Annotated in this window: 21 protein-coding genes; 12 read left to right on the top strand and 9 right to left on the bottom strand. The window is 72.4% G+C overall.

Annotated elements, in window-relative coordinates; genetic code table 11:
- Positions 1-322 precede the first annotated feature (322 nt).
- The gene (locus KSNIM_RS15865; RefSeq protein WP_263103857.1) at positions 323-607 is read left to right on the top strand and encodes a hypothetical protein; all 285 of its coding nucleotides are present in this window, start codon (positions 323-325) and stop codon (positions 605-607) included.
- On the opposite strand, the gene trhA is transcribed toward KSNIM_RS15865, so the two are convergent.
- Positions 578-1,261, bottom strand: a complete 684-nt coding sequence (trhA, locus tag KSNIM_RS15860; protein ID WP_263103856.1) for a PAQR family membrane homeostasis protein TrhA — start codon at positions 1,259-1,261, stop codon at positions 578-580. The two genes, KSNIM_RS15865 and trhA, sit on opposite strands and share 30 nt — an antisense overlap.
- Positions 1,262-1,534: 273 nt before the next feature.
- On the opposite strand from trhA, the gene KSNIM_RS15855 reads away from it, so the two are divergent.
- A complete protein-coding gene (locus KSNIM_RS15855; RefSeq protein ID WP_263103855.1) occupies positions 1,535-3,361 on the top strand; it encodes a phosphoenolpyruvate carboxykinase (GTP) in 1,827 nt (608 codons plus the stop codon).
- A gap of 231 nt (positions 3,362-3,592) precedes the next feature.
- Here KSNIM_RS15855 and KSNIM_RS15850 read toward each other — a convergent pair whose 3' ends face one another.
- Entirely contained in the window at positions 3,593-4,807 is a 1,215-nt protein-coding gene (locus KSNIM_RS15850; protein ID WP_263103854.1) for a pyridoxal phosphate-dependent aminotransferase, read from the bottom strand.
- A 113-nt stretch (positions 4,808-4,920) separates the two neighbouring features.
- On the opposite strand from KSNIM_RS15850, the gene KSNIM_RS15845 reads away from it, so the two are divergent.
- Entirely contained in the window at positions 4,921-5,607 is a 687-nt protein-coding gene (locus KSNIM_RS15845; protein ID WP_263103853.1) for a prepilin peptidase, read from the top strand.
- A gap of 126 nt (positions 5,608-5,733) precedes the next feature.
- Here KSNIM_RS15845 and KSNIM_RS15840 read toward each other — a convergent pair whose 3' ends face one another.
- Positions 5,734-7,314: a chitinase gene (locus KSNIM_RS15840; RefSeq protein ID WP_263103852.1), complete on the bottom strand. Its 1,581-nt coding sequence runs from the start codon at positions 7,312-7,314 to the stop codon at positions 5,734-5,736.
- A gap of 375 nt (positions 7,315-7,689) precedes the next feature.
- Between KSNIM_RS15840 and KSNIM_RS15835 the strand changes: the two genes are divergently transcribed.
- The 4 genes from KSNIM_RS15835 (at position 7,690) to KSNIM_RS15820 (ending at position 12,840) form a co-directional block, all read left to right on the top strand.
- Entirely contained in the window at positions 7,690-8,484 is a 795-nt protein-coding gene (locus KSNIM_RS15835; RefSeq protein WP_263103851.1) for an isoprenyl transferase, read from the top strand.
- Between the two features lie 214 nt (positions 8,485-8,698).
- Positions 8,699-10,033 (top strand): PhoH family protein, encoded by a 1,335-nt coding sequence (locus KSNIM_RS15830; RefSeq protein WP_263103850.1) that lies wholly within the window; start codon positions 8,699-8,701, stop codon positions 10,031-10,033.
- Positions 10,034-10,459: 426 nt separating this feature from the next.
- Positions 10,460-11,143, top strand: coding sequence for a lytic transglycosylase domain-containing protein (locus KSNIM_RS15825; protein ID WP_263103849.1), 684 nt, complete (start codon positions 10,460-10,462; stop codon positions 11,141-11,143).
- Positions 11,144-11,499: 356 nt separating this feature from the next.
- On the top strand, positions 11,500-12,840 hold the full coding sequence (locus KSNIM_RS15820; RefSeq protein ID WP_411543723.1) for an AI-2E family transporter: 1,341 nt from the start codon (positions 11,500-11,502) through the stop codon (positions 12,838-12,840).
- 70 nt (positions 12,841-12,910) lie between these two features.
- On the opposite strand, the gene KSNIM_RS15815 is transcribed toward KSNIM_RS15820, so the two are convergent.
- Positions 12,911-13,447: an alkyl hydroperoxide reductase gene (locus KSNIM_RS15815; protein WP_263103848.1), complete on the bottom strand. Its 537-nt coding sequence runs from the start codon at positions 13,445-13,447 to the stop codon at positions 12,911-12,913.
- A 3-nt stretch (positions 13,448-13,450) separates the two neighbouring features.
- Positions 13,451-14,002: a peroxiredoxin gene (locus KSNIM_RS15810; RefSeq protein WP_263103847.1), complete on the bottom strand. Its 552-nt coding sequence runs from the start codon at positions 14,000-14,002 to the stop codon at positions 13,451-13,453.
- Positions 14,003-14,142: 140 nt separating this feature from the next.
- Here KSNIM_RS15810 and KSNIM_RS15805 point away from each other — a divergent pair, with 140 nt between their 5' ends.
- From KSNIM_RS15805 to KSNIM_RS15795, 3 genes are all read left to right on the top strand, one after another.
- Positions 14,143-15,096 carry a LysR substrate-binding domain-containing protein gene (locus KSNIM_RS15805; protein WP_263107983.1) on the top strand — a complete coding sequence of 318 codons (954 nt, stop codon included), beginning with the start codon at positions 14,143-14,145 and terminating at the stop codon, positions 15,094-15,096.
- 108 nt (positions 15,097-15,204) lie between these two features.
- Entirely contained in the window at positions 15,205-16,167 is a 963-nt protein-coding gene (locus KSNIM_RS15800; RefSeq protein WP_263103846.1) for an AAA family ATPase, read from the top strand.
- Positions 16,164-16,904, top strand: coding sequence for an HNH endonuclease (locus KSNIM_RS15795; protein ID WP_263103845.1), 741 nt, complete (start codon positions 16,164-16,166; stop codon positions 16,902-16,904). The genes KSNIM_RS15800 and KSNIM_RS15795 overlap by 4 nt, the downstream gene beginning before the upstream one ends.
- Positions 16,905-16,953: 49 nt before the next feature.
- Here KSNIM_RS15795 and KSNIM_RS15790 read toward each other — a convergent pair whose 3' ends face one another.
- From KSNIM_RS15790 to KSNIM_RS15780, 3 genes are all read right to left on the bottom strand, one after another.
- The gene (locus tag KSNIM_RS15790) at positions 16,954-18,741 is read right to left on the bottom strand and encodes an ATP-binding SpoIIE family protein phosphatase (protein ID WP_263103844.1); all 1,788 of its coding nucleotides are present in this window, start codon (positions 18,739-18,741) and stop codon (positions 16,954-16,956) included.
- Between the two features lie 48 nt (positions 18,742-18,789).
- On the bottom strand, positions 18,790-19,512 hold the full coding sequence (locus KSNIM_RS15785) for a class I SAM-dependent DNA methyltransferase (protein WP_263103843.1): 723 nt from the start codon (positions 19,510-19,512) through the stop codon (positions 18,790-18,792).
- 418 nt (positions 19,513-19,930) lie between these two features.
- A complete protein-coding gene (locus KSNIM_RS15780) occupies positions 19,931-22,906 on the bottom strand; it encodes an AfsR/SARP family transcriptional regulator (protein ID WP_263103842.1) in 2,976 nt (991 codons plus the stop codon).
- Positions 22,907-23,114: 208 nt separating this feature from the next.
- On the opposite strand from KSNIM_RS15780, the gene KSNIM_RS15775 reads away from it, so the two are divergent.
- Positions 23,115-23,315, top strand: a complete 201-nt coding sequence (locus KSNIM_RS15775) for a hypothetical protein (protein ID WP_263103841.1) — start codon at positions 23,115-23,117, stop codon at positions 23,313-23,315.
- Positions 23,316-23,376: 61 nt separating this feature from the next.
- On the opposite strand, the gene KSNIM_RS15770 is transcribed toward KSNIM_RS15775, so the two are convergent.
- Positions 23,377-25,041 carry a fumarate hydratase gene (locus KSNIM_RS15770; RefSeq protein WP_263103840.1) on the bottom strand — a complete coding sequence of 555 codons (1,665 nt, stop codon included), beginning with the start codon at positions 25,039-25,041 and terminating at the stop codon, positions 23,377-23,379.
- 208 nt (positions 25,042-25,249) lie between these two features.
- On the opposite strand from KSNIM_RS15770, the gene KSNIM_RS15765 reads away from it, so the two are divergent.
- On the top strand, positions 25,250-25,936 hold the full coding sequence (locus KSNIM_RS15765) for a DUF1707 domain-containing protein (protein ID WP_263107982.1): 687 nt from the start codon (positions 25,250-25,252) through the stop codon (positions 25,934-25,936).
- The last annotated feature ends 85 nt before the right edge of the window (positions 25,937-26,021 follow it).

Raw genomic sequence — 26,021 nt, 5'->3', positions numbered from 1 at the left:
CCACCGTGCTGACGGGGGCGGGGCTGGCCGTCCGCCGGCGTGGCGCCCGGCGGTAGCCCCGAGGGTGCGCCCCCCAAGGGCGGCCCGTCCGGTCGACGACCGGACGGGCCGCCCGTCGGCACGTCCGGGTCCGCCGCGGGCGTTCCGTGTGCGTCCCGCCCTTGCCCGTGAACGCCGGGCGGACGTTTCGGAGGCGGAACGTCCGGTTGGCACGAGGTGTTGCCGCAGTGTTGACGCGGAGTTAGCCTCCGGGGGCTCTGAGCATGTCACCGTAGGCGGGGAGGAGTATCTGACGATCGGTCATGCGGTGGGAGGCGAGTCGATGGCGCTGCGGAGCGCACAGTTCTGGGGTGCAGTGGTGGGCGTGTCGGCCGCGTTGGCCGTCATCGTCGGCTACCTGGCCGGCGGGCCGCGGGCCGTCTGGATCGTGGCCGCGGCGGAGACGCTGCTGGTGATGGCCCACGTCGGCCGCAGGTTCCGGGCGAAGGCGCACCCCCGGCCGACCGGCGAGGGGCCCGGCGCGGCGCACTGTGAGCGCTGCCGCCGGGCCCAGGAGCGTCTGGAGCTGCGGGCGCCCTCAGCCGGCCGCGCTGTACGCGACCAGTGAGACGCCGACGTACTGGACGATGAACGCGCCCAGGGTGAACGCGTGGAAGACCTCGTGGAAGCCGAACCAGCGCGGTGACGGGTTCGGCCGCTTCAGGCCGTAGACCACGCCGCCGAGGCTGTAGAGGCCGCCGCCCACGATCATCAGGGTGAGCACCGCGGCGCCGCCGGTGCGCAGGAAGTCCGGCAGGAAGAAGGCCGCGGCCCAGCCGAGTGCCAGGTAGACCGGGGTGTAGAGCCAGCGCGGCGCGCCCACCCAGAACACCCGGAACGCGATGCCGAGCAGTGCTCCGCCCCACACCGCCCACAGCAGCATCTGCTGGCGGGCGCCGTCCAGCAGCAGGATGGTGAACGGGGTGTAGGTGCCCGCGATGATCAGGAAGATGTTGGCGTGGTCGAGCCGGCGCAGGATCGCCTCGCCGCGCGGGCCCCAGGTGAAGCGGTGGTAGACCGCGCTCACCCCGAACAGCAGCCAGGCGGTCACCGAGTAGATCGTGCACGCCGCCGTGGCGGCCGTCGAGTCGGCCAGACAGATCAGGACGATCCCGGCCGCCAGCGAGGCGGGGAACATGCCGGCGTGCAGCCAGCCGCGCCACTTGGGCTTCAGGGATTCGCCGGCGGCGGCGAGGTCCGCAGTGAGGTCCGCAGCAGTCATGCGCAGCATCTTACGGAACCGTAGGTTACTGCCAAGTAGTCAGTGGCGATCATCACTTTTGGACATTCTGGAGTGTTACCCACGTCTCAGTGCCGGTCCCGGTGCGGCCGAAATCGCTCGCTCGCGGCCAATGTCTTGGACATTACGGCGTAAGAATGTCGGACCGTACTACGAACTGCACCAAAGGGGGGTGGTGTACGGGGCTACCGTGTAACCACCCTCAAACCCCCGCGATGCCGTCTCCTGGCCGAGATGGTGTGAAACGGAGCGAACGTGTCGCCTCTGAAGTCTGCGCTCGCCGAGTCCGCGCCCACCCGCCACCAGCAGCTGCTGGACTGGGTCGCCGAGATCGCCGAGCTGACCCAGCCCGACCGCGTCGAGTGGTGCGACGGCTCGGAGGAGGAGTACCACCGCCTCGCCGAGCTGCTGGTCGCCCAGGGCACCTTCAAGAAGCTCAACGACGAGAAGCGCCCGAACTCGTTCTACGCCGCGTCCGACCCGACCGACGTCGCCCGGGTCGAGGACCGCACCTACATCTGCTCCGAGAAGGAGGAGGACGCGGGCCCGACCAACAACTGGAAGGCCCCCGCCGAGATGCGGGAGGTCTTCGCGGGCGAGAACGGCCTCTTCCGCGGCTCGATGAAGGGCCGCACGATGTACGTCGTGCCCTTCTCCATGGGCCCGGTCGGCTCCCCGCTGGCCGCGTACGGCGTCGAGATCACCGACTCCGCCTACGTCGCCGTCTCCATGCGCGTGATGACCCGCATGGGCCGGGCCGTGATCGACCAGCTCGGCGAGGACGGCGAGTTCGTCAAGGCCGTGCACACCGTCGGCGCCCCGCTGGCCGAGGGCGAGGCCGACGTGCCGTGGCCCTGCAACTCCACCAAGTACATCTCGCACTTCCCGGAGACCCGCGAGATCTGGTCCTTCGGCTCCGGCTACGGCGGCAACGCCCTGCTCGGCAAGAAGTGCTACGCGCTGCGCATCGCCTCCACCATGGCCCGCGACGAGGGCTGGCTGGCCGAGCACATGCTCGTCCTGAAGCTCACCCCGCCGAGTGGCGAGGCCAAGTACATCGCGGCGGCCTTCCCGTCGGCCTGCGGCAAGACCAACCTCGCCATGCTCCAGCCCACCATCCCGGGCTGGAAGGTCGAGACGATCGGCGACGACATCGCCTGGATGCGCTTCGGCGCCGACGGCCGCCTCTACGCCATCAACCCCGAGGCGGGCTTCTTCGGCGTCGCCCCCGGCACCGGCGTCGACACCAACGCCAACGCCATCGACACCCTCTGGGGCAACACCGTCTTCACCAACGTCGCCCTCACCGACGACGGCGACGTGTGGTGGGAGGGCCTCACCGAGCAGCCCCCGGCGCACCTGATCGACTGGCGCGGCAACGACTGGACCCCGGAGTCCGGCACCCCCGCCGCCCACCCGAACGCCCGGTTCGCCGTCCCGGCCGCGCAGTGCCCGACGATCGCCCCCGAGTGGGAGGACCAGGCCGGCGTCCCGATCTCGGCCATCCTCTTCGGCGGCCGCCGCGCCACCGCCGTCCCGCTGGTCACCGAGTCCTTCGACTGGCAGCACGGCGTCTTCCTCGGCGCCAACATCGCCTCCGAGAAGACCGCCGCCCAGGAGGGCACCGTCGGCGAGCTGCGCCGCGACCCGTTCGCGATGCTGCCGTTCTGCGGCTACAACATGGGCGACTACTTCGCCCACTGGCTGAAGATCGGCGCCGAGGCCGACGCCTCGAAGCTCCCGAAGATCTACTACGTCAACTGGTTCCGCAAGAACAGCGACGGCAAGTTCATCTGGCCGGGCTTCGGCGAGAACAGCCGGGTGCTCAAGTGGGTCGTCGAGCGCCTGGAGGGCACCGGCAAGGGCGTCGAGACGCCGATCGGCGTGCTGCCCGAGGTCGACGGCTTCGACCTCACCGGCCTCGACATCCCGCAGGCCGACCTCGACCTGCTGTTCTCCGTGGACGCCGACATCTGGCGCCAGGAGGCCGCGCTGGTCCCGTCCCACCTGGAGATGTTCGGCGAGCACACGCCGACCGAGCTCTGGGACGAGTACCGCGCGCTGGTGAAGCGCCTGGGCTGAGGCCCGGGTTTGAGGGAGCGCCGCCCCTCCTCCTCACCGAGGGGCGGCGCTGCTCGAACGCTTCGCTCTGAAAGGCAAGGCACAAGGGGCGCGTGGGAACTGCGCAATGAGGGGTTGGACCACCTTGAGGTACGGGCCAAGCACAAGTGCCCGCACCCGGGAGGTGAACCGATCCCGGATTGCGCAGATCCCCGCGCCCCTCTTGGCTGGCCCTGAGCGTCCGTTCGCCGGCTACGGCTGGGCGTAGCCGCTCAGGAACTCGCCGATGCGGGTCACGGCGTCGGCGATGTCCTCGGGGCGGGGCAGGGTGACCAGCCGGAAGTGGTCCGGGTCGGGCCAGTTGAAGCCGGTGCCCTGGACGACCAGGATGCGCTGGGACCGCAGCAGGTCCAGCACCATCTGCGCATCGTCCTTGATCTTGTACACCTGCGGGTCCAGCCGCGGGAACGCGTACAGCGCGCCCTTCGGCTTCACGCAGCTGATGCCGGGGATCTCGTTCAGCAGCCGGTAGGCGGTGTCCCGGGACTCCATCAGCCGTCCGCCCGGCAGCACCAGGTCCTTGATCGACTGCCGGCCGCCCAGCGCCGCGGCCACCGCGTGCTGCGCCGGCATGTTGGCGCACAGCCGCATCGAGGCGAGCACGGTGAGCCCCTCGATGTAGCTGGCCGCACGGTGCCGGTCGCCGGAGAGCACCATCCAGCCGGAGCGGAAGCCCGCGACCCGGTAGGACTTGGACATGCCGTTGAAGGTGACGCAGAAGAGGTCCGGCGCGAGCGTGGCCAGTGGCACGTGCTCGGCGTCGTCGTAGAGGATCTTGTCGTAGATCTCGTCCGCGTAGACCACCAGCCGGTTCCGGCGGGCGATCTCGACGATCCCCTCCAGCACCTCGCGCGGGTAGACCGCACCGGTGGGGTTGTTCGGGTTGATCACCACGATGGCCCGCGTCCGGTCGGTGACCTTGGCCTCGATGTCGGCGAGGTCCGGGTACCACTCGGACTGCTCGTCACAGCGGTAGTGCACGGCGGTGCCGCCGGCCAGCGAGACGGAGGCCGTCCACAGCGGGTAGTCCGGGGCGGGGACGAGCACCTCGTCGCCGTCGTCGAGCAGGGCGGTCATCGCCAGCTGGATGAGCTCGGAGACGCCGTTGCCGAGGAAGACGTCCTCGACCGTCAGGCCGTGCAGGCCGCGCTCCTCGTAGTGCATCACCACGGCCCGGCGGGCGGACAGCAGGCCCTTGGAGTCGCCGTAGCCGTGCGCGGAGGAGAGGTTCTTCAGGATGTCCTGGAGGATCTCCGGCGGAGCCTCGAAGCCGAAGGCGGCCGGGTTGCCGGTGTTCAGCTTGAGGATGCGGTGGCCCTGGTCCTCCAGCCGCATCGCCTCGTCGAGCACCGGGCCACGGATGTCGTAGCAGACATTGGCGAGCTTGCTGGACTGGATGACCTGCATGCCTGCCTACTTTACGGCGCCGTTACGGGGATCATCACGTGTTCCACGCCACAGGCCGCGTCGGCTGCGCGAGGATCGCGCCAGGATCGGGAGGACCGAGGAGGGGGGACGGGATGATCGGGCCATGGGCCGGCGCGCTGCTCGGGCTGGCCGCCGCACCGCTGCTGCGGGCCGCCGCGGTGCGCCATGCCGTGCCGTACGGGGAGCCGCTGCGGCAGTGCTGTCCGGCGGGCAGGTGGGGGAGGTGGCCGACCGGCCGCTGCGCGGGCTGCGGCCGGGCGGAGACCGGGCCGCGTCCGGGCGCGGTGGAGGCGGTGGCGGCCGCCGTCGGCGCCGCGCTGGGCACGGCGGCGGACGCCGGCAGCGCCGCGCTGTTCTGCTGGGTGGGCCTGTTCGGGGTGGTGCTCGGCTTCGTCGACGCGGCCGTGCTGCGGCTGCCGGACGCCCTGACCCTGCCGCTGTTCGCCGGCACCGTTGTGCTGCTGCCGATCGCCGACCACCGGCCGGCGGTGCTGTTGCGCTGTCTGCTGGCCGCGGTGGCGCTCGGCCTGCTGTACGGCGGGCTCGCCCTGCTGCTGCCGATCGGCCTCGGCGACGCCAAGCTGGCGCCGAGCCTCGGTGCGGTGCTCGGCCTGTACGGCTGGGGCGCGGTGGCCGGCGGGGTCTTCGCGGCCTTCCTGCTCGGCGGGGTGTGGGGCGCGGCGCTGTTGCTGACCCGCCGGGCGGGCCGCGGCGACGCCCTGCCGTTCGGGCCGCCGCTGCTCGCCGGCGCCCTGCTCGCGGTGCTGGCCGCGGCCTGACGCGTGGTCGGCGTCCCGTCGGGGGCGCCCCGGACATGGGCGGAGCCCGCCGTACCCCAGCAGTACGGCGGGCTCCTGAGCGACGCGCCGGCCCCCACCCTCAGGAGGCGGCGCGCCCCGTGCGGGTTACGGCATCGCGTGGGCGTGGGCGCCCACGTTGGTGGAGAAGTCGTTGCCGTTCTTGAGGTCCCAGTTGGTGGACCAGGTCATCGCGCCGCGGATGGTCGGCCACTTCGCCGGCGGGACGAAGCTGCCGCAGTGGGTGCCGGTGGCGAGGCAGTCCAGCGCGTTGTTGACCACGGTGGAGTTGACGTAGCCGCCGCCCGCCGCCTGGCTGGACGCCGGGACGCCGATGCCGACCTGGTCCGGCCGCAGGCCGCCCTGGATGTGGGTGCAGACCTGGGCGGTGATGAAGTCCACGGTGCCCTGGGTGTAGACCTTGCCGTCGCAGCCGTTCATGCCGCCCGAGTTGTAGAACTGGGTGTTGACGACCGTCAGGATGTCCTTGGTGTTGAGCGCCAGCTGGAAGTAGGCACCGGAGGTGCTGTACATCCCGATGGTCTCCGGGGCCATGGTCAGGACGAAGTTCGCACCGACCTTGGACTGCAGGGTGTGCAGCGCCTGCGACATGTACGTCGGGTCGACGCCGTTCTCCAGGTCGATGTCGACGCCGTCGAAGCCGTACTGCTGGATCAGCGCGTAGGCGGTGTTGGCGAAGTTGGTCGCGGCGGAGGCGTTGGCGACGCTGATCGCGCCGTTCTGGCCGCCGACCGAGAGGACGACGCGCTTGCCGGCCGCGTGCTTGGCGGCGATGTCCGCCTTGAAGTCGGCGCCGGTGTAGCCGCCGAGCTTAGAGGAGAGCGCCGGGTCCAGGGTGAAGCTGATCGCGCCGGGCGTGCCCGTCGCGTCCGCGAAGGAGACCGCGATGATGTCGTACGCGCTCTGGACGTCGCGCAGCTTCTGCACCGGGGCGCCGTTGTCGAAGTTCTGCCAGTAGCCGGTCAGCACGTGCTTGGGCAGGTTGCCGTTCGGCGGCGTCGGCGAGGAGGTCGGGCTGGAGGTCGGCGAGCTCGTCGGCGAGGAGGTCGGGGACGAGGTCGGCGAGGACGACGGCGAGGCCGAGGTGCTGGGCTTCGGCGAGGTCGGCGAGGAGCTCGGGGAGGCGGTGCCGCCCGGGCCGGTCAGCGTGATGTCGTCCGCGTTGTAGGCGCCCTGGCCGTACCAGCCGTGCACGTACAGCGTGATGCTGTTGGTGCTCGCGCCGGTGGTGAAGGTGGTGGACAGCTGGTTCCAGCTGCTGAGGCTGGACCAGGTCGACGGGTCGGTCGAACCGGTGCCGCGGGCGCCGAGGTAGACGTACGGGCCCTGCACGAAGCCGGCCAGGGTGTAGCTGGTGTTCGGCAGCACGCTGACGGTCTGGGTGCACTCGGCGGTGTCGGAGCTGCTCGGTGCGGCGCTCAGCGCGTACGAGCCGGCGTGCACCGGGGAAGAGGCGGCACTCGCGGTGCCGGTGCAGGTCCAGCCGGACAGGTTGCCGGCCTCGAAACCGCCGTTGGTGACCAGGTTGCCGACGGCGGCGCCGGCCCCGCCGGCGGTCAGCGCCAGGCCGGCGCCGGCCAGGGCGAGGGCCGTGGTGCCGGCGGCGACTGCGGCCGGGAGCTTGGAGCGGCGCCGCCGGTGGGACGGCTGCGCGAGGTGACGGGCCATGGGCGGGCTCCTGGAAGGAAGGAGGAGGGGGAGCCGCCGCGGTGGGGGGCGCGGCGGCTCCGCGTGGGGGAGGGACGGCTGGGGCCGCGGAGGTACGGGGAAGGCTCCGGTGTGCCCTCGCTCACAAGCTGGACTAGACCAATGCCGGGCGTCAAGAAGCGGGCGGCGGCTTTACGCCGCCTTACGGCTGGCTTAAGGAAGCGGAGACCGGATCGTGTCCGAGCGGCCCGCCCGGCCCCGGGACGCTCCCGGGGCGAAGCCGTGACCCCATCGGTACCTGCGGCTTTACCTCCTCGCACACGTCCGGAGTAGGCTGCGCCAGGTATTCCGCAGCAGGTGGGCGAGCGGCGAACGAGCACGGAGGGGCCGAGGAACATGGGTCTGCGCGATGTCGTCGAGCGCACGCCGGGTCTGCGGATCCTGCTGGACAACGCCTACCGGCTGTACGGCCGCCGGGTCGAGGTCCACCTCGACAACACCCCGCGCCACATCGGCGTGATCCTCGACGGCAACCGCCGGTGGGCGAAGGCCACCGGCGGCACCACCGCCCAGGGCCACCAGCGCGGCGCCGACAAGATCAGCGAGTTCCTCGGCTGGTGCGACGAGACCCACGTCAAGGTCGTCACGCTGTGGATGCTCTCCACCGACAACCTCTCCCGGCCCGCCGAGGAGCTCGTCCCGCTGCTCGGCATCATCGAGGACGCCGTCCGCGGCCTCGCCGAGGCCCGCCGCTGGCGGATCAACCCGGTCGGCGCGCTCGACCTGCTGCCCCCGCGCACCTCCCAGGTGCTCAAGGAGGCGGCCCACGACACCGCCCACATCGAGGGCGTCACCGTCAACGTCGCCATCGGCTACGGCGGCCGCCGCGAGATCGCCGACGCCGTCCGCTCGCTGCTCCAGGAGCACGCCGACCGCGGCACCTCGATCGAGCAGCTCGCCGAGATCCTCGACGTCGAGCACATCGCCGAGCACCTCTACACCAAGGGCCAGCCCGACCCCGACCTGGTCATCCGCACCTCGGGCGAACAGCGGCTCTCCGGCTTCCTGCTCTGGCAGAGCGCCCACAGCGAGTTCTACTTCTGCGAGGCGTACTGGCCGGCCTTCCGCAAGGTCGACTTCCTGCGGGCACTGCGCGACTTCCAGCTGCGCAACCGACGCATGGGCCTCTGAGTCCTCCGGCCGGACGGCACTGACGCCGGGTCAAACGAAATACCCGCAGGCCAAGACCCCAAAACGTGCTCCTGTTGTGATCCGGGAGTTCACGCCCGGGGGTATGCAGGGGCCGCCACCGGGGCATATACCGGTCAGACCGGTACCCCGGCCACCGGGGTCGCGGGGACCGGTGAGCCGCGGGTGACGCTGGGTCATCCGCTCTGGAGGCCTAGTGGTCAGTTCCAAGAGCCGCCGGACACCAGACCGGCGCACGTACGTTCTCGACACCAGCGTGCTCCTGGCGGACCCGCTCGCCATGACCCGCTTCGAGGAGCACGAGGTCGTCCTGCCGGTGGTCGTGGTCACCGAGCTGGAGGCCAAGCGGCACCACCCGGAGCTGGGCTACTTCGCCCGCCAGGCGCTGCGCCTCCTCGACGACTACCGGATCCGCCACGGCCGGCTCGACGAGCCGATCCCGGTCGGCGAGCTCGGCGGCACGATCCGGGTCGAGCTGAACCACTCCGACCCGTCGATCCTGCCGGCCGGCTACCGCGCGGGCGGCGGCGAGGCGGACACCCGCATCCTGGCGGTCGCCCGCAACCTGCAGGCGGAGGGGTACGACGTCACCGTCGTCTCCAAGGACCTCCCGCTGCGGATCAAGGCCAGCTCGGTCGGTCTGCTCGCCGAGGAGTACCGGGCCGAGCTCGCGATCACCTCCGGGTGGACGGGCATGACGGAGCTGCACGTCCCCGGCGACCAGGTCGACGCGCTGTTCGGTGCGCCGCACGACGCCGCGGTGGACGTCGACGGCGCCGCCGAACTGCCGGTGCACACCGGACTCGTCCTGCAGTCGGAGCGAGGCCGGGCGCTGGGCCGGGTCACCCACGACGGGCGGGTGCGCCTGGTGCGCGGCGACCGCGAGGCGTTCGGCCTGCGCGGCCGCAGCGCCGAGCAGCGGGTCGCCCTCGACCTGCTGCTCGACCCCGAGGTCGGCATCGTCTCGATGGGCGGCCGGGCCGGCACCGGCAAGTCGGCCCTGGCCCTGTGCGCCGGCCTGGAGGCCGTGCTGGAGCGCCAGCAGCACCGCAAGGTGATGGTGTTCCGCCCGCTGTACGCGGTCGGCGGCCAGGAGCTCGGCTACCTGCCCGGCAGCGAGGCCGAGAAGATGGGCCCGTGGGCGCAGGCCGTCTTCGACACCCTCTCCGCGGTCACCACCCCGGACGTGGTCGAGGAGGTCATCTCCCGCGGGATGCTGGAGGTCCTGCCGCTCACCCACATCCGCGGCCGCTCGCTGCACGACGCCTTCGTGATCGTGGACGAGGCGCAGTCGCTGGAGCGGAACGTCCTGCTCACGGTGCTGTCCCGGATCGGCCAGGGCTCGCGGGTGGTCCTCACCCACGACGTCGCCCAGCGGGACAACCTGCGGGTCGGCCGCTACGACGGCGTGGTCGCGGTGGTGGAGAAGCTGAAGGGGCATCCGCTGTTCGCCCACATCACGCTGACCCGCTCGGAGCGCTCGCCGATCGCGGCCCTGGTCACCGAGATGCTGGAGGACATCCAGCCGTAGGTGCCGCAGCGACAAAAGCGGACAAATCAGTATGAATGACCGTCAAGGGGCCTGCCGCATAGCGGCAGGCCCCTCGATCTGTCATCGGATCGGACGGGTCGTCGACGACCTTCCGGACAAAAGCCCAGCTCGCGAAGATTGTGAGATCCGCCACGCAACCGGGAATTGCGTAGACACGTCCCGGTGCGGCATGGTGAGGGTTCTGTCAGGCCCCGCGTACGGCAGAATCACGCCCGGCAACTCCGGTCGGCGGGCGCACAACTGAACACCGATGAGCCGTACGCCGCCCGTTCACCACGCCGTTCCGAGTCCGCTCGGCCCGGCAGTCGGGCCAGTGTCTCCCGTGACCAGCACCGACGGAGGCGAGCGGCAAGGGGCATGTTGCGCCCGTACGGTCACGCGCGGTCGCCGCCGGAAGGAAACCATGTGACTCGGATCTCGGTCCGGGGAGTTGCTGTGGCCTCCGCCACCGCCGTCACCGCTGTCGGTGCGGTCGTGGGCGCGGCCTCGGGCAGCGAGGGCACGACCACGCAGACGGTCGACGTCGCGAGCGCCACGCTGCTCGCCGACGTGCCCTCCGGCGCCCAGGCGCAGACCATCAGCGACAACTTCGCCCGCCAGGCGAGCGCCCAGCAGGTGTCCGCCGACGCGGCCGCCAAGAAGGCGGCCGAGGAGGCAGCGCGCCAGAAGGCCGCCGCCGACGCGCAGGCCAAGGCCGACGCGGAGAAGGCCGCCAAGGCCGCCGAAGAGGCGAAGCGCAAGGCCGACGAAGAGGCCGCCAACCGCGCTGCCGCGCGGACCGCCCTCGCCGCGGTCCCGGCCGGCTCGGTCCAGGCGATGGCCGCCCAGATCATCGGCGACGCCAACCAGTTCTCCTGCTTCAGCGAGATCGTGAAGCGCGAGAGCGGCTGGGACTACACCGCCACCAACGCGTCCTCCGGCGCGTACGGTCTGGTGCAGGCGCTGCCGGGCTCGAAGATGGCCTCGGCCGGCGACGACTGGAAGACCAACCCGGCGACCCAGATCAAGTGGGGTCTCAACTACATGAACAGCCGCTACGGCAGCCCCTGCGGCGCCTGGTCGTTCTGGCAGTCCCACCACTGGTACTGATCCTGCCGCACCCTCGTGCGCCGAAGGCCCCCGACCGTTCAGGTCGGGGGCCTTCCGCGTGCCGCGGACACCGGGCGGGCCGCGCCGCCCGGGCGGCGCTGACCAGGGCGCTCACGGGCGGTGCGGCTCGATGCGGACGCGGGGCGCCGGAGCGGGTCCTGGACCTCCGGCACCGGCCGGTCCGCCGGCAGATGGTCCTTTGTCCGGTGTCCTCCCCGCTCGAAGACGTCCGAAACCATCCGTTTCACGTTGATTCGTCATCTTCTGTGCAGCGGACGGGCGCCGGGGCGGACGGGACCCCGGGCACCCCGGGCGGGTACCGTCTGGCGGACAGGACGAACGGGGAGGGCGCCGACGTGGCAGCGGACAGAGCCGACGGGACACGGGACCGCAGGATGCTCAAGGCGCTCGCCAGAACGGGCGCCGTCGCCGCCGGCGTGTGGGCCGCACTGGAGCGACGCCGCCGGGCCGCCGCCCACGCCGACGCCTTCGCCCCCGCGGACGGCGGGGACGCGACGGCCGACCACGTCCCGGCGCCGCGGCAGGCCGAACCCGAGCGGCTGCCCCCGATCGTCCGCGAGATCCACAACCCCGGCCGCCCGGCCACCCCGGTCGAGGCGGTGCCGTGGGGTCTGCGGGTGGCCGCCGAGTCCACCTGGCGGCTGCTGCTCCTCGGCGTCGCCCTCTACGTGGTCTTCCGCGTCGTCGACATGCTGCGGCTGGTCGCCTTCGCCGTGCTCGCCGCCCTGCTGATCTCCGCCCTGCTGGAGCCGACGGTCTCCTGGCTGAAGCGCCTCGGCGTCCCCCGCTCGCTGGCCGCCGCCGGCACCTTCCTCAGCGGCATCGCCGGCATCGGCCTGGTCGGCTGGTTCGTGGTCTGGCAGGTGACCAGCAACCTGGAGTCCGTCACCGGCAAGGTCCAGGACGGTGTCAACCAGCTCCGCGAGTGGCTGGTGACCGGCCCGCTGCACCTGACGCAGCAGCAGATCAACGACTTCGCCCGGCAGATCTCCACCGCCATCGGCAGCAACTCCGAGCAGATCACCTCGGCCGGCTTCACCGGCGTCACGATCGCCGTCGAGGTGCTCACCGGCGTCGTGCTCGCCGCCTTCACCACGTTCTTCCTGCTGTACGACGGCGCCCGGATCTGGTCCTGGGCGCTGCGCTGCCTGCCCCGGCACTCCCGCTACGCGATGGCCGGCGCCGGCCCCAAGGCCTGGGCCACCCTCACCGCCTACGTGCGCGGGACGGTCTTCGTGGCCTTCATCGACGCGCTCTGCATCGGCATCGGCATCCAGCTGCTCGGCGTGCCGATGGCCATGCCGCTGGCCGTGATCATCTTCCTGGGCGCCTTCGTGCCGCTGGTCGGCGCCCTGGTCACCGGCACCATCGCGGTACTGATCGCGCTGGTGACCGTCGGGCCGTTCACCGCCCTGATGGTGCTGGTGGTGCTGGTCGCCGTCCAGCAGATCGAGGGGCACCTGCTGCAGCCGCTGATCCTCGGCCGCGCGGTGGCCGTCCACCCGCTCGCCGTGGTGCTGGGCGTGGCCGCGGGCTCGATCGTCGGCGGCATCGGCGGCGCCATCGTGGCCGTCCCGCTGATCGCGGTGACCAACACCGTCGTCTCCCACCTCCGCCGCCGCAACGCCGCCGGTCTGGAGGTCTTCGAGGCCTTGGAGAACGCCCGCCAGAAATGACGCCAGGGGCGCCGGGGAACTGCGCCGCGCGCAGTTCCCCGGCGCCCCTGGCGGGTTCGCGGGTGCGTCCTCAGATCGACGCGATCGCGGCCTCGGAGTCGAGGGTGGCGGCGACCGCCTGGATCACCGAGGCGATCCTGATCGAGGCCTGGATGACCTCGCGCTCGACACCGGCCTTCTTGAGGACGGCCTCGTGCGAGTCCAGGCACTGACCGCAGCCGTTGATCGCGGAGACCGCGAAGCACCACAGCTCGAAGTCGGCCTTCTCGACGCCCGGGGTGCCGATGATGTTCATCCGCAGGCCGGCCCGCATGCTGCTGTACTCCTTGTCGGAGAGCAGGTGCAGCGTCCGGTAGTAGACGTTGTTCATCCCCATGACGGCGGCGGCGCCCTTGGCGGCGTCGTACGCCTCCGGCTTGAGGTTCGCCTTCGCCTCCGGCTCCAGCTCGCGCAGCATGGCGGGGGAGCGGGTGGCCATGGCGCAGGCCAGCACCGTGCCCCAGAGCTGCTGCGCAGGGAGGTCGGAGTTACCGATGACCGCGCTCAGGTTGAGCTTGAGGTCCTTGGCGTAGCCGGGGAGCGCGGCCTTGAGGTCGTCGAGGGCCATCGGTCAGCCCGCCAGCAGGGCCTGGGCGTCGAGGGTGTCCTCGCCCTTGGTCCAGTTGCAGGGGCACAGCTCGTCGGTCTGCAGGGCGTCGAGCACCCGCAGGACCTCCTTGGGGTTACGGCCGACGGAGCCGGCGGTCACCATGACGAACTGGATCTCGTTGTTCGGGTCGACGATGAACACCGCGCGCTGGGCGGTGCCGTCGGCGGCCTCGACGCCGCAGGCGCGCATCAGGTCGTGCTTGACGTCGGCCAGCATCGGGAACGGCAGGTCGCGGAGGTCCTTGTGGTCCTTGCGCCAGGCGTGGTGCACGTACTCGGAGTCACCGGAGACGCCCAGGATCTGCGCGTCGCGGTCGGCGAACTCCTCGTTCAGCTTGCCGAACGCGGCGATCTCGGTCGGGCAGACGAAGGTGAAGTCCATCGGCCAGAAGAAGACGATCTTCCACTTGCCCTCGTAGGTCTTGTGGTTGATCTCTGCGAAGGCGTTCGCGGCGTCGAGGTCGACACAGGCGTTGAGTTCGAACTCGGGGAACTTGTCACCGATCGTGAGCACGTTCGCTTCTCCTGGTTTGAGATATGAGGGAAAGTGCCCGAATTGCCTATGGTTCGACGCATTCGGACGCCATCCACCCTCGCACACCATGGACTGATCGGGGAAATAGCTAGACTCGTCGCATCTGATCGGAGAGAGCTATCAGTACTGCCCAGCACCACGGCAAGCCCCGCACCCCCAGCGTCGCCCAGCTGCGCGCCTTCGTCGCCGTCGCCGAGCACCGGCACTTCCGCGAGGCCGCCGCCGCCACCGGAACCAGCCAGCCCGCCCTGTCCGGCGCGGTCGCCGCACTGGAGGACGCACTCGGCGCCCAGCTCGTCGAGCGTACGACGCGCCGCGTCATCATCACCCCGCTGGGCGAGCGCGTCGCCGAGCACGCGCGCCGCGTCCTCGGCTCGCTGCACTCCCTCACCGAGACGGTCGAGGCCGCCCGCCGGCCCTTCACCGGGCCGCTGCACCTCGGCGTGATCCCCACCGTCGCCCCCTACCTGCTGCCCGCCGTGCTGCGGCTGGTCCGCGACAGCTACCCCGACCTGGAACTGCACGTCCACGAGGAGCGCACCCCCTCGCTGCTGGACGGGCTCGCGGCCGGGCGGCTCGACGTCCTGCTGCTCGCCCTGCCCGCCGGCGGCGCCGCACCCACCCGGGACATCCCGCTCTTCGACGAGGACTTCGTCCTGGTCACCCCGCCCGGCCACGAGCTCGCCGGCCGCACCGACGTCCCGCGGGACGTCCTGCTCGACCTCGACGTGCTGCTCCTCGAAGAGGGTCACTGCCTGCGCGACCAGGCCCTCGACATCTGCCGTGAGGTCGGCGCCGACACCGCGGCCGGCACCACCCGGATCGCCGGGCTCTCCACCCTCGTCCAGCTGGTCGCCGGCGGACTCGGCACCACCCTGCTGCCGGCCACCGCGCTCGACGTCGAGGCCGGCCGCTCCGACCGGATCGCCGCCGTCCGCTTCGCCGCCCCCGCCCCCGGCCGCCGGATCGGCCTCGCCGCCCGCCCCGGCTCCGCCCGCAGCGACGAGTACGACCGCTTCGCCGCCACCCTCAAGAAGGCGCTGCGCGACCTGCCCGTCCGCATCGTCGAGTAGCTCCGCCGCTGCCGCACCCCCGTCGGCATCGCGGCACGGCGCGTTGGGCATACCTCCCTCGAAGATCCGAACGAAGGGGGTGGGCACGTGTACGTGTCGCGGATCAGGGTGACCGGCCTCAGGTGCTTCGACGGCCCGCGCGCGGCCGACCTCACCGTCGACCCCGGCCCCGGCTGGACCGTCCTCGCCGGGCCGAACGGCTCCGGCAAGACCACCCTGCTGCAGGCCCTCGCCCGCGCCCTCGGCGCCCCCGGCAGCCCGGAGCCCGCCGACGGCGCCCCCGGCACCGTCGACCTGCCCGGCATCGGCCACTGGACCAGCACCGGTGATTCGGCCCGCCCCGGCCGCACCCGCGCCCACCACCTCGGCGCCGACCGCACCCCGCCCGCCGCCCTCACCGAGGCCGCCGCCGCCCTGCTCGCGGAAGGGCTGCTCCCCGCCGGCTGGCGCATCACCGACCCCGGCCGCGCCCTGGTCGCCCCGCCGGACGGCCCCGCCCGCCCGCTCGCCGCACTCGGCAGCGGCACCGCCGCCCTCGCCGCGATCGTCTGCACCCTCGCCGGGGACGCCGGCACCGAGCCCGCGGACGGCGCGACCACCGTGCCGCGCCCGGGCATCGCCCTGATCGACGACGTCGACCTCCACCTGCACCCCGTCCGGCAGCAGCAGATCGGCGGCTGGCTCACCACCCGCTTCCCCCAGACGCAGTTCCTGGTCGCCACCCACAGCCCGTACGTCTGCCAGGCCGCCGACCCCGGCACCCTCGTCCGCCTCGCCGCACCCGGCACCGCCGAGGCACCCCGCGTCCTCGACGAGGACCTGCACCAACGCGTCCTGTACGGCAGCGGCGACGACACCGCGCTCTCCGAACTCTTCGGCCTGCCCAGCGTCTACTCCGCCGCCGCCGAGGCCGAGCGCCGCCTGCTGATCCGCCTGGAGCGCAAGCTCTACTCCGGCCGCGCCACCAGCGCCGAACTCGACGCCTACCGGCGCCTCGGCGCCAAACTCAACAGCTCCCTCGGCGCCCGCGCGGACGAGCTCGCCGCCCGGCTGCTCGGCGACCAGCCGTGATCCCGCTGCAGCGCCCGCCGCTCGCCCCCGCCCTCGCCGCCGAGCTGGCCCGCCGCACCGCCGCCATCCGCACCGCCGGCCCGACCACCGCGGCCGGCCGCGCCGCCTGGCGCACCGCCCGCCAGCCCAAGGCACAACTCCGCCTGATGCTCCGCCGGATGGCCCCCGGCCTGGAACGCTGCATGTACTGCGGAGACAACCTCGGCACCGACATCGACCACTTCGAGCCGATCGCCCGCGACCCGCTGCGCACCTTCGACTGGCAGAACCACCTGCTCGCCTGCGCCCACTGCAACAGCAACCAGAAGCGCGACCGCTTCCCCTGCGACCCGGTCACCGGCGAGCACCTGCTGGTCGACCCGGCCCGCGAGGACCCGGCCGAACACCTGGTGCTCTACCTGGAGTCCGGCGCCTACGACCCGCTCACCGCCAAGGGCGAGGCCACCATCGACGTCTTCGGCCTCAATGCCCGCCCGGAGCTGGTCCGCGGCCGCCGGATGATGTTCACCGTGGTCAAGTCGCTGCTCGCCGCGTGGCGCACGGCCGGGGAGGCGGGGCGCGCCGCCGAGCAGCGCGAGTACCTGGACTCGCTGCGGCTGCTCCACCACGCCGACGTGCTCCGCACCGTCCTCGCGCTGCGCCGCACCCCGCCCCTCGCCCACGCCGTCCTCGGCCCCGACCTGGCCGCCACCCTCGGCGAACTCGTCCAGACCCACCCGGAGTTCGAGCGGCCCTAGGAGTCGTCGTCGAAGGTTGCCCCATGGTCGACGTCAGGGGCGCGTGGTGCTACGCCGAGTCCCGGGCCTGCGTGGGGACGGCGCGGCAGCGGGTCGGGAGGCGCTGCTCGAACCAGACCACCTTGCCCGCGCCGAGCCGGGTGGCACCCCAGTCGTCGGCGCACCGGGCGACTATCTGCAGACCCCGGCCGTGCTCGTCGTCGGGACCGGCGCGGCGGGCCCGGGGCAGGGCGGGGCTGTCGTCGCCGACCTCGCAGCGCAGCCGCGAGGTCCGTACCAGGCGGAGCGTCACCGGCCGGGTGGCGTGGCGGATCGCGTTGGTGACCAGCTCGCTGACCATCAGCTCGGTGGTCTCCGACAGCTCCTCCAGCCCCCAGCGGCGCAGCGCGTGCGCGGCGAGGCGGCGGGCCCGGCCGGGCGTCTCGTGCCGGGGCTGCAGGTACCAGTAGGAGACGTCCTCGGCCGGGATGCCGTCGAAGGCCGCGGCGAGCAGCGCGATGTCGTCGGCGCGCTCGCCCGGCGGCAGCACCCGCAGCGCCTCCTGGCAGACGTGTTCGGGGGAGTGCCGGTGGGCGGCGGCGAGCCGGGCGCGCAACTGTTCCAGGCCGATCGTCAGGGGGCGGCGCCGGCTCTCCACCAGCCCGTCGGTGAAGAGCAGCAGGGCGGAGCCGGGCGGCGCCGGGAGCTCGGTGGAGGTGAAGTCGACGCCGCCGACGCCGATCGGCGCGCCCGGCGGCAGGTCGAGCAGTTCGGCGGTGCCGTCCGGGCCGATCAGCACCGGCGGCACGTGGCCGGCGTTGGCCACCACCACCCGGTTGGCGATCGGGTCGTAGACCGCGTAGACGCAGGTGGCCAGGTGCTGTTCGGCGCCGAGGTGCTGGGCCTGTTCGTCGAGGTGGTACAGCACTTCGTGCGGCGGCAGGTCGAGGCCGGCCAGGGTCTGCGCGCTGGTGCGCAGTTGGCCCATCACGGCGGCGGAGGTCAGCGAGTGGCCCATGACGTCGCCGACGATCAGTGCCACCCGGTTGCCGGGGAGTTCGACCGAGTCGTACCAGTCGCCGCCGACCTGGGCGCCGCGCTCGCCGGGCAGGTAGCGGTGGGCGAGCCGCACCCCGTGCGGCTGCGGCAGGTGCGCGGGCAGCATCCGGCGCTGCAGTTCGCGGGCGGTCTCGAACTCCCGGGCGTAGCGCAGTGCGGTGTCCACGGCGAGGCCGGCCTGGGTGGCCAGGTGGCGGGCCATCGCGGTGTCGGCGGGTTCGAAGCGGGCCGGGCCCGCCTTGCCCGGGCGGCGGATCAGCAGCAGCAGGCCGAGCACCGCCTTGCGCCCGCGCAGCGGCAGGAGCAGCAGTGCCGTCCCGGCGGCGAGCCGGCCGAGGGTACGGGCGCCGTACAGCTCGGTGAGCAGCGGTCGCAGCCGGTCGGCGGCCGGGGTGCCGAGCACCGCGGGCCCGTACGGCGCCGGGCCCGCGAGCATCCGGGCGAGCGGGCCGCCGGGGACGAGCCGGCACAGCCGGGAGCGCCGGCCGAGCCGGGTGCCGTGGCCGTGGTGGAGGCGCAGCGCGGCGGGCGGCCCCGGGTCGCGTTCCACCGGCGGCAGCGGGTCGCGCAGGTGCACCACGGCGGCGTCCGCCAGCGCCGGCACGATCGAACGGCCCAGGTCGCGCAGCGTGGTGCGGAGGTCCAGCGAGCCGTTGATCCGACGGGTGGCCGCCTCCAGGTACCCGAGCCGCTCGGCGAGTCCGGGCCGGTCGTCCCGCTGCGGCGCGGAGCGCTGGGCGCCGACCAGCGGCACGGCGGTGGTCGGCCGCCCTGCCTTGGGCGAGGAGTGGTCGCGCACGGGCTGCCCGTTCTTGAGATGTCGAGGGTGGTCGGGCCGGCTGGTCTCTCAGGTGGTGCGCCGACAGCGCAGGAAGAGCTGTTCCTCCGGCGGCAGGGCTGTCGACGCGGGGGCGTAGGGGTGACCGGTGCAGGCGTCGACCTCGAACCCGGTCGCGGCCAGCGTCTGGACCAGTTCCTCGCGCAGGTAACCGCTGATCCTCAGCTCGCGGCCGAGGAAGGGCAGCGGCGCGTCGTCGAGGTCCGCCTCGACCGTGCCGAGCGCCAGCAGCCCGCCAGGCCGCAGCAGGGTGCGGATCCGGCGGAGCACCGCGGCGATCTCCGCCCGCGGCAGCAGGACGAGGGAGAAGAACGCGGTGGCCGCGGCGAAGGAACCGGCGCCGTCGGGGCCCAGCTCGGGCACGCCCCAGGCTGTGGCGGCCCGCGGGGTCGCCAGGTCGTACATGTCCATCCGGTGCAGTTCGGCCTCCGGCACCGTCCGGCGGGCGGCCTCCAGCATCCCGTCGGAGAGGTCGATGCCGGTCACCCGCAGCCCGCCGTCGGTGAGTTGGCGGGCGGTCGGTTCGCCGGTGCCGCAGCCGACGTCCAGTACCCGGGCGCCGGGGGCGAGTTCGTTCAGCAGCCAGTCACCGCAGGCGGTCTGGCCGGTGCGGTCCGGGAAGACCTCGTCGTAGCGCGGGCCGATCGCGTCGAAGGCGACGGCCTGCAGGGCCCGTTCGGAGCGGCGCCGGTGACCGGCGTGCGCTGGGTCCGAGATCTGTCCGGTTGTCACGCCCTGGGCACCTCTCCACCTGGCTCCCCGGCGGGCGAGGCCCGCCACAGTGTCCGCCCCCGCGTCGGTTTGTCGATGTGTCTGCTGGCCTTCGAGGATAAGCGTGATCACTGTGCCGTGGGGCCCCTTTCCGGCCAACTCGCCGCAGTCGGCACCAGTTGGCCGCGTTTCGGACGAAACGGGCCGGGGCCGTGGGGGCAGACCGGAGCGGACCAGGGTGGTGCACTTGTCGGCGTGCGCCGGACAACTGCTCTGACCTGCGGAAACGGTGTGCATCCGGACGTCTATCGAACGTCAATCGGCAACTGCCAGAGTGTTCTCAGCGCCGGGGAAGCGTCAAAGCGTTCCCGCAGCCGGGGGGCTGCGGGAACGCCGGCGCCCCAAGGGGGAGAGGCCGCCCGTCGGGGGGACGGACGGCCTACGGCGCGGGGGGAGAGAAGGGCTCGGTGTGCTCCTGCACCGCGATGAGGTCCCGCACGGGCTGGGCCTCGGGCACACCGAGCCGGCTGAAGACCGAGTGCGCCTCCTGGAGGCAGGCCAGCCCGCGAGCGGGCTGCCCCAACTCCAGGAGCGCCTCGCCCAGCGCGGCATTGGCCAGGCCCTGGCAGTAGGCGGCGTCGATCTCCTGCGCGATCGACAGTGACTCCCCGGCCGCGGCGGCCGCCTCCGCGTACCGGCCCTCGTCCACCAGACAGGCCGCCAGCCGGGCCAGCGAGTAGCCCTCCCAGAAGCGGTACTGCTGGGACTGGAAGAGCTCGTGCGCCTCACGGAGGACCGTCGCCGCCTCCGCCGTGGAGCCGGTCGCCCGCAGCACCACGCCGAGCTGGTAGAGGGTGTCGCCCAGGCAGGGCGTGTTGCCGGAGGTCCGGGCGGCCGCGACCGCGGCCCGGGCCGAATCGACGGCCTCCTCGTGCCGGTCGAGACCCACGTACGCCCGAGCCATGTTGGCCAGCAGCCGCGCCTCGCCGATCGCCGCGCCGAGGCTGCGGCTGATCTCGTGCGCCTGCTGGTAGAACGGCAGCGCCTCGGCCGGGCGTCCGGCCAGGATCAGCACCACCGCCAGCTCGTTGGCCGCCGAGATCCGCAGGTGCGTGCAGGCCTCCGGCTCCTGGAGCGCAAGACTCTGCCGCAGCGAGGACTCGGCCTCGGCGAGCTCGCCCGCCATCTGCTGGAGATGGCCCAGCGCGTAGTGGATCCGCGCCAGGGCATCGGTGTCCTCGTACTGCTGCGCATTGGCCGCGGCCGTCCGCAGCGCCTCGCCGATCCGCCGCCCGAGCGTCGGGTCCTCGACCAGGGCGCGCAGGACGAGCACCAGGTCGACCCCGGGTCGGAGCAGCTCCACCGGCTCCCGAACGGCCCGCTCCACGGCACTGAGTACCAGGGAGAGTTCGGTCCGCAGCCATTCCCGGGCCGAGGCGCTGTCGTCCATCAGCAGGCCCGCAGTGGCCGGGGTGTGCAGCAGCTCCGTCAGCTCGTCGTCCGGCTCGATGACCCGGGCGGCGTTCTGCAGGCTGGCGAGCAGGAGGTCCAACAGCCGGGACAGGGCGCCCTGCTGGGTGCCGGTGTCACCGAGCTTCTCGTTCTGCCGCTGTGCGAACAGCCGGAGCAGGTCGTGGTAGCGGTACCGGCCCGGTGTGAAGCACTCCAGCATGTTGGCCTCGACCAGGGCCTCGGCGAGGTCCTCCGCGGTCTGCTCGTCGGTTCCGAGCAGTGCGGCGACGGCCGGCAGCGGCAGGTCCGGTGAGTCCACCACGGACAGCAGCCTGAAGGCCCGGGCCTCGTCCGGCTGCAGCTGGGCGTAGCCGAGGCCGATGGTGGTCTCCACCGCGAGGTTGCCGAGCTGGAGCTCCTGGAGGCGGTTGCGCTGGTCGGCTAACCGACGGGCCAGGTCGGAGACGCTCCAACGGGGGCGGCTCGCCAACCGGGCCGCGGCGATGCGGACCGCGAGCGGCAGGAAGCCGCAGGCGGTCACCACGGCCAGCGCGGCCGCCGGCTCGGCCGCCACCCGGTCGTGACCGACGATCGCGGAGAACAGCGCCAGCGCCTCGTCCGGGCTGAGCTCCTCGATGTCCACCAGGTGGGCGCCGGGGATCTCCGCCAGCCGCGAACGGCTGGTCACCATGACGGCGTTGCCGGAGACGCCGGGGATCAGCGGCGTCAACTGCCGTGCGTCCCTGGCGTTGTCGAGCAGGATCAGCATCCGCTTGTCGGCCAGCAGCGAGCGGTAGAGGGCCGAACGCTGGTCGAGCGAGTCGGGCGCGTCGGGGGCACCCAGCGCGTGCAGGAAGTCGCCGAGCACCACGGCCGGGTCGGCGGGCGAGGCACCGGCGCCGCGCAGGTCCACGTACAGCTGGCCGTCCGGGAAGTCCGGGCGCAGGCCGTGCGCGACGTGCACCGCGAGGGTGGTCTTGCCGACGCCGCCGATGCCGGCCAGCGAGGTGACCACCACGGCCTGGCCGGAGCCGCCCCGCAGCACGTCCCGCAGCTCGCTCACGATCTTGCTGCGGCCGCTGAAGTCGGAGACGTCGGCGGGCAGTTGGGCGGGCGGGACGAAGGCCGACGGCTCCTCGTCGGCGAGCGGAGCGGCCACCGCCGCGGCGGGCATCAGCGCGGGGTCGCCGGCCAGGATCCGCGCGTGCATGGCGGCGAGCCCGCTGCCGGGCTCCACACCGAGCTCGTCGATCAGCAGCTTGCGGGTGTCCGCGTAGACGCCGAGCGACTCCGCCTGCCGGCCGCACCGGTACAGGGCGAGCATCAGCAGCTCGCGCAGCCGCTCGCGCAGCGGGTGTGCCGCGGCGAGTGCGCTGAGTTCCGACACCACCTCCGCGTGCAGACCGACCTCGAGCGCGGTCGCGCAGCGCTCCTCCGCAACGGTGAGCTGCCGCTCGGACAGCCGGGTGCGCTGGGTCTCCGCATAGGGGCCGGGGATGCCCGGCAGCGGTCTGCCGCGCCACAGGGCGAGCGCCGCCAGCAGCGATTCGTGGGAGGTGCGGAAGTCGCCGTCGGCCCGGGCGTCGGCGGCCTGCGCGACCCGGCTCTCGAAGGCCGCGAGGTCGAGCGAGCCGTCCGGGATGCGCAGCGCGTAGCCGTCACTGACCGAGACCAGAATCTCGGCCGGTTTGCGTACGGCCCGGTTGGGCTCGATGACCGACCGCAGGCGTGAAATGTACGTGCGGAGCGCGGCCACGGCCTGCGGCGGGGTACGGTCGCCCCAGATGCCGTCCACCAGGTCGTCGGTGGTCACCGGCCGGCCCCGGTTGAGCAGCAGGGCCGCCAGTACCGCCTGTTGCTGCGGCGAACCCAGCGCGAGCTGCTCGTCCCCGCGCCAGGCCTGGACGGGGCCGAGCACCTGGAAGCGCAGCGCATCGGCCGGCGCCGTCCCCTGAAGCTCCATGTCCTCCCCCGAAGGCGTATGTCGGTGGTTCCCTGTCGCGTCTCCCGGCCGAATGGCGGGGCGTCAGCTTATGAGGAAGCGCGCAAACATCCGCGAACCGTGCGCAGGACGGGACGTTTATAAGACATTTAACGACCCCTACGATACTGGGCTGGCGCCCGGGACGATCCAGAGCGCCGAGATCTGATGACCTGAAAGGCGGCGCACCATGGCCGACGAGACCACCACCCCGACCGAGCCCGTCGCCGCCGAGCACACCGCTGCTCCGGTCGACCCGAACGCGATCGAGCAGGCGCTTTCGGTCCTCGCCGAGCAGCCGGAGGAGCCGGCCGGCGAGCAGCCGGTCAAGGCGGACCCGAAGACCGACGAGACCTTCGAGCCGCTCGGCAACGTGACCAGCTGCCCCTGACCTGAAGCACGCACAGCGCGCGCCCCGGTCCTCGCGGACCGGGGCGCGCGCCGTTGTGCGCCTACTCCGCGGAGCGGACCCGCAGGCTGGTGATCAGCGGGCCGTCCGTGACCTCGGCGAAGAAGTCGTTGCCCTTGTCGTCGACGACGATGAACGCCGGGAAGTCCTCGACCTCGATGCGCCAGACGGCCTCCATGCCGAGCTCGGGGTACTCCAGCACCTCGACCTTCTTGATGCAGTCCTGGGCGAGGCGGGCGGCCGGGCCGCCGATCGAGCCGAGGTAGAAGCCGCCGTGCTCGTTGCAGGCCTTGGTGACCTGCTTGGAGCGGTTGCCCTTGGCGAGCATGACCATGGAGCCGCCGGCCGCCTGGAACTGGTCGACGTAGGAGTCCATCCGGCCGGCCGTGGTCGGGCCGAACGAGCCGGAGGCGTAGCCCTCGGGGGTCTTCGCCGGGCCGGCGTAGTAGACCGGGTGGTCCTTCATGTACTGGGGCATGCCCTCGCCGGCGTCGAGGCGCTCCTTGATCTTGGCGTGGGCGATGTCGCGGGCGACCACCAGGGTGCCGCTGAGCGAGAGGCGGGTCTTCACCGGGAACTTGGAGAGCTGCGCCCGGATGTCGGCCATCGGCTGGTTGAGGTCGACCTTGACGACCTCGTCGTCCAGGTGGGCGTCGGTGGTGTCCGGCAGGTACTTCGCCGGGTCCGTCTCCAGCTGCTCCAGGAAGACGCCCTCGGCGGTGATCTTGCCCAGCGCCTGGCGGTCGGCGGAGCAGGAGACGGCCATCGCGACCGGCAGCGAGGCGCCGTGCCGCGGCAGGCGGATCACGCGGACGTCGTGGCAGAAGTACTTGCCGCCGAACTGCGCGCCGATGCCGATCTTCTGGGTGAGCTCGAAGACCTTCTGCTCCAGCTCCAGGTCGCGGAAGCCGTGACCGGTCCTCGCGTCGCCGGAGGTCGGCAGGTTGTCGAGGTAGTGCGCGGAGGCGTACTTGGCGGTCTTGAGCGCGAACTCGGCGCTGGTGCCGCCGACCACGATCGCCAGGTGGTACGGCGGGCAGGCCGCGGTGCCCAGCGAGCGGATCTTCTGCTCCAGGAAGGAGAGCATCGACGACTCGTTGAGGATCGCCTTGGTCTCCTGGTACAGGTACGACTTGTTGGCGGAGCCGCCGCCCTTGGCCATGAAGAGGAACTTGTAGGCGTCGCCGTCGGTGGCGTACAGCTCGATCTGGGCCGGCAGGTTGTTGCCGGTGTTCTTCTCGTCCCACATGGTGACCGGCGCCATCTGCGAGTAGCGCAGGTTCAGCTTGGTGTAGGCGTCGTACACGCCGCGGGCGATCGCGGCCTCGTCCTGGCCGGCGGTCAGCACGTTCTGGCCGCGCTTGCCCATGACGATGGCGGTGCCGGTGTCCTGGCACATCGGGAGGATGCCGCCGGCCGAGATGTTGACGTTCTTCAGCAGGTCGAGCGCGACGAAGCGGTCGTTGGGGCTGGCCTCCGGGTCGTCCAGGATGCGGCGCAGCTGGGCGAGGTGGGCCGGGCGCAGGTAGTGCGAGATGTCGTGCATCGCCTCGGCGGTGAGCAGCCGCAGCGCCTCCGGCTCGACCTTGAGGAAGGTACGGCCGTCCGCCTCGAAGGTGGAGACGCCCTCGGAGGTGAGCTTCCGGTACGGCGTGGGGTCGGTACCGATCGGGAGGAGGTCGCGGTACTCGAATTCCGGGGTGGCCATGGGGAGAGATCCTTAAGCGGGTCGGCTGCGTCTGCGAAGCACCCTCCAATGTAGGTGCAGGCGGCGCGGCGGCGGAGCGCAGGTGAGCCTGCGTGACGGGGCTCACGCCATTCTTCGCCGAACTCTCGTTCGGAGTGATCCCGGTGGCTAGGCTTTGGGCGTGGACACTTCGCCGTCGCCCGACGACCAGGGGCAGCAGCCCGTACCCATGACCACGCAGGAGCCGGCCGCCGTCCCGCAGGCGCAGCCCGCGGTCGCCGCGCCGGTCGCCGAGGCCGAGCTGCGGTGCTCGGACGCGGACCGAGAGCGGGTCGCCGACCTGTTGCGCGACGCGTACGCGGAGGGCCGGCTGACGGTGGAGGAGCACTCGGAGCGGATCGAGGCCGCGTACGCCGCGAAGACCTTCGGCGACCTCGTCCCGCTCACCCGGGACCTGCCGGCCACCGCCGGCGCGCCGCTGTCGATGGAGAAGCCGCCGCTGCAGCAGCAGCGCGCGCCGCTGCCGCCGGCCCGGCAGGAGGCGCCGACCATGGTGGCGGTCTTCGGCGGGGCGGAGCGCAAGGGCCGCTGGCGGGTCGGCCCGCACCTGAAGGCCGTGGCGGTCTTCGGCGGGGTGGAGATCGACCTCACCGACGCGGTCTTCGAGTCGCCGGAGGTGGTCATCGAGGTGACCGCGATCTTCGGTGGGGTGGACATCAAGGTGCCGGAGAACGTCAGCCTTCACGGCGGCGGGGTGGGCATCTTCGGCGGCTTCTCGGTGCGCGAGCAGACCGCGGCCGACCCGTACGCGCCGGTGGTGCGGGTGAAGGGCGCGGCGATCTTCGGCGGCTGCGAGGCCAAGCCGCGCCGCGGCAAGAAGCTCCGGGAGTGGGCGCGCAAGCAGCTCGACCGCTGACGGTGCCGGGTGCGGGCCGGGCGCGGAGCCTGCCGCCCGGCCAACTGCGCTGCGGGCACTCGCCGTTGTGTCGAGTGCAGGGAGT

Source organism: Kitasatospora sp. DSM 101779, assembly GCF_025655475.1.
Lineage (GTDB): Bacteria > Actinomycetota > Actinomycetes > Streptomycetales > Streptomycetaceae > Kitasatospora.
Note: the sequence above shows the minus strand (reverse complement) of the source record. Positions and strands in the feature narration are given on the sequence as shown.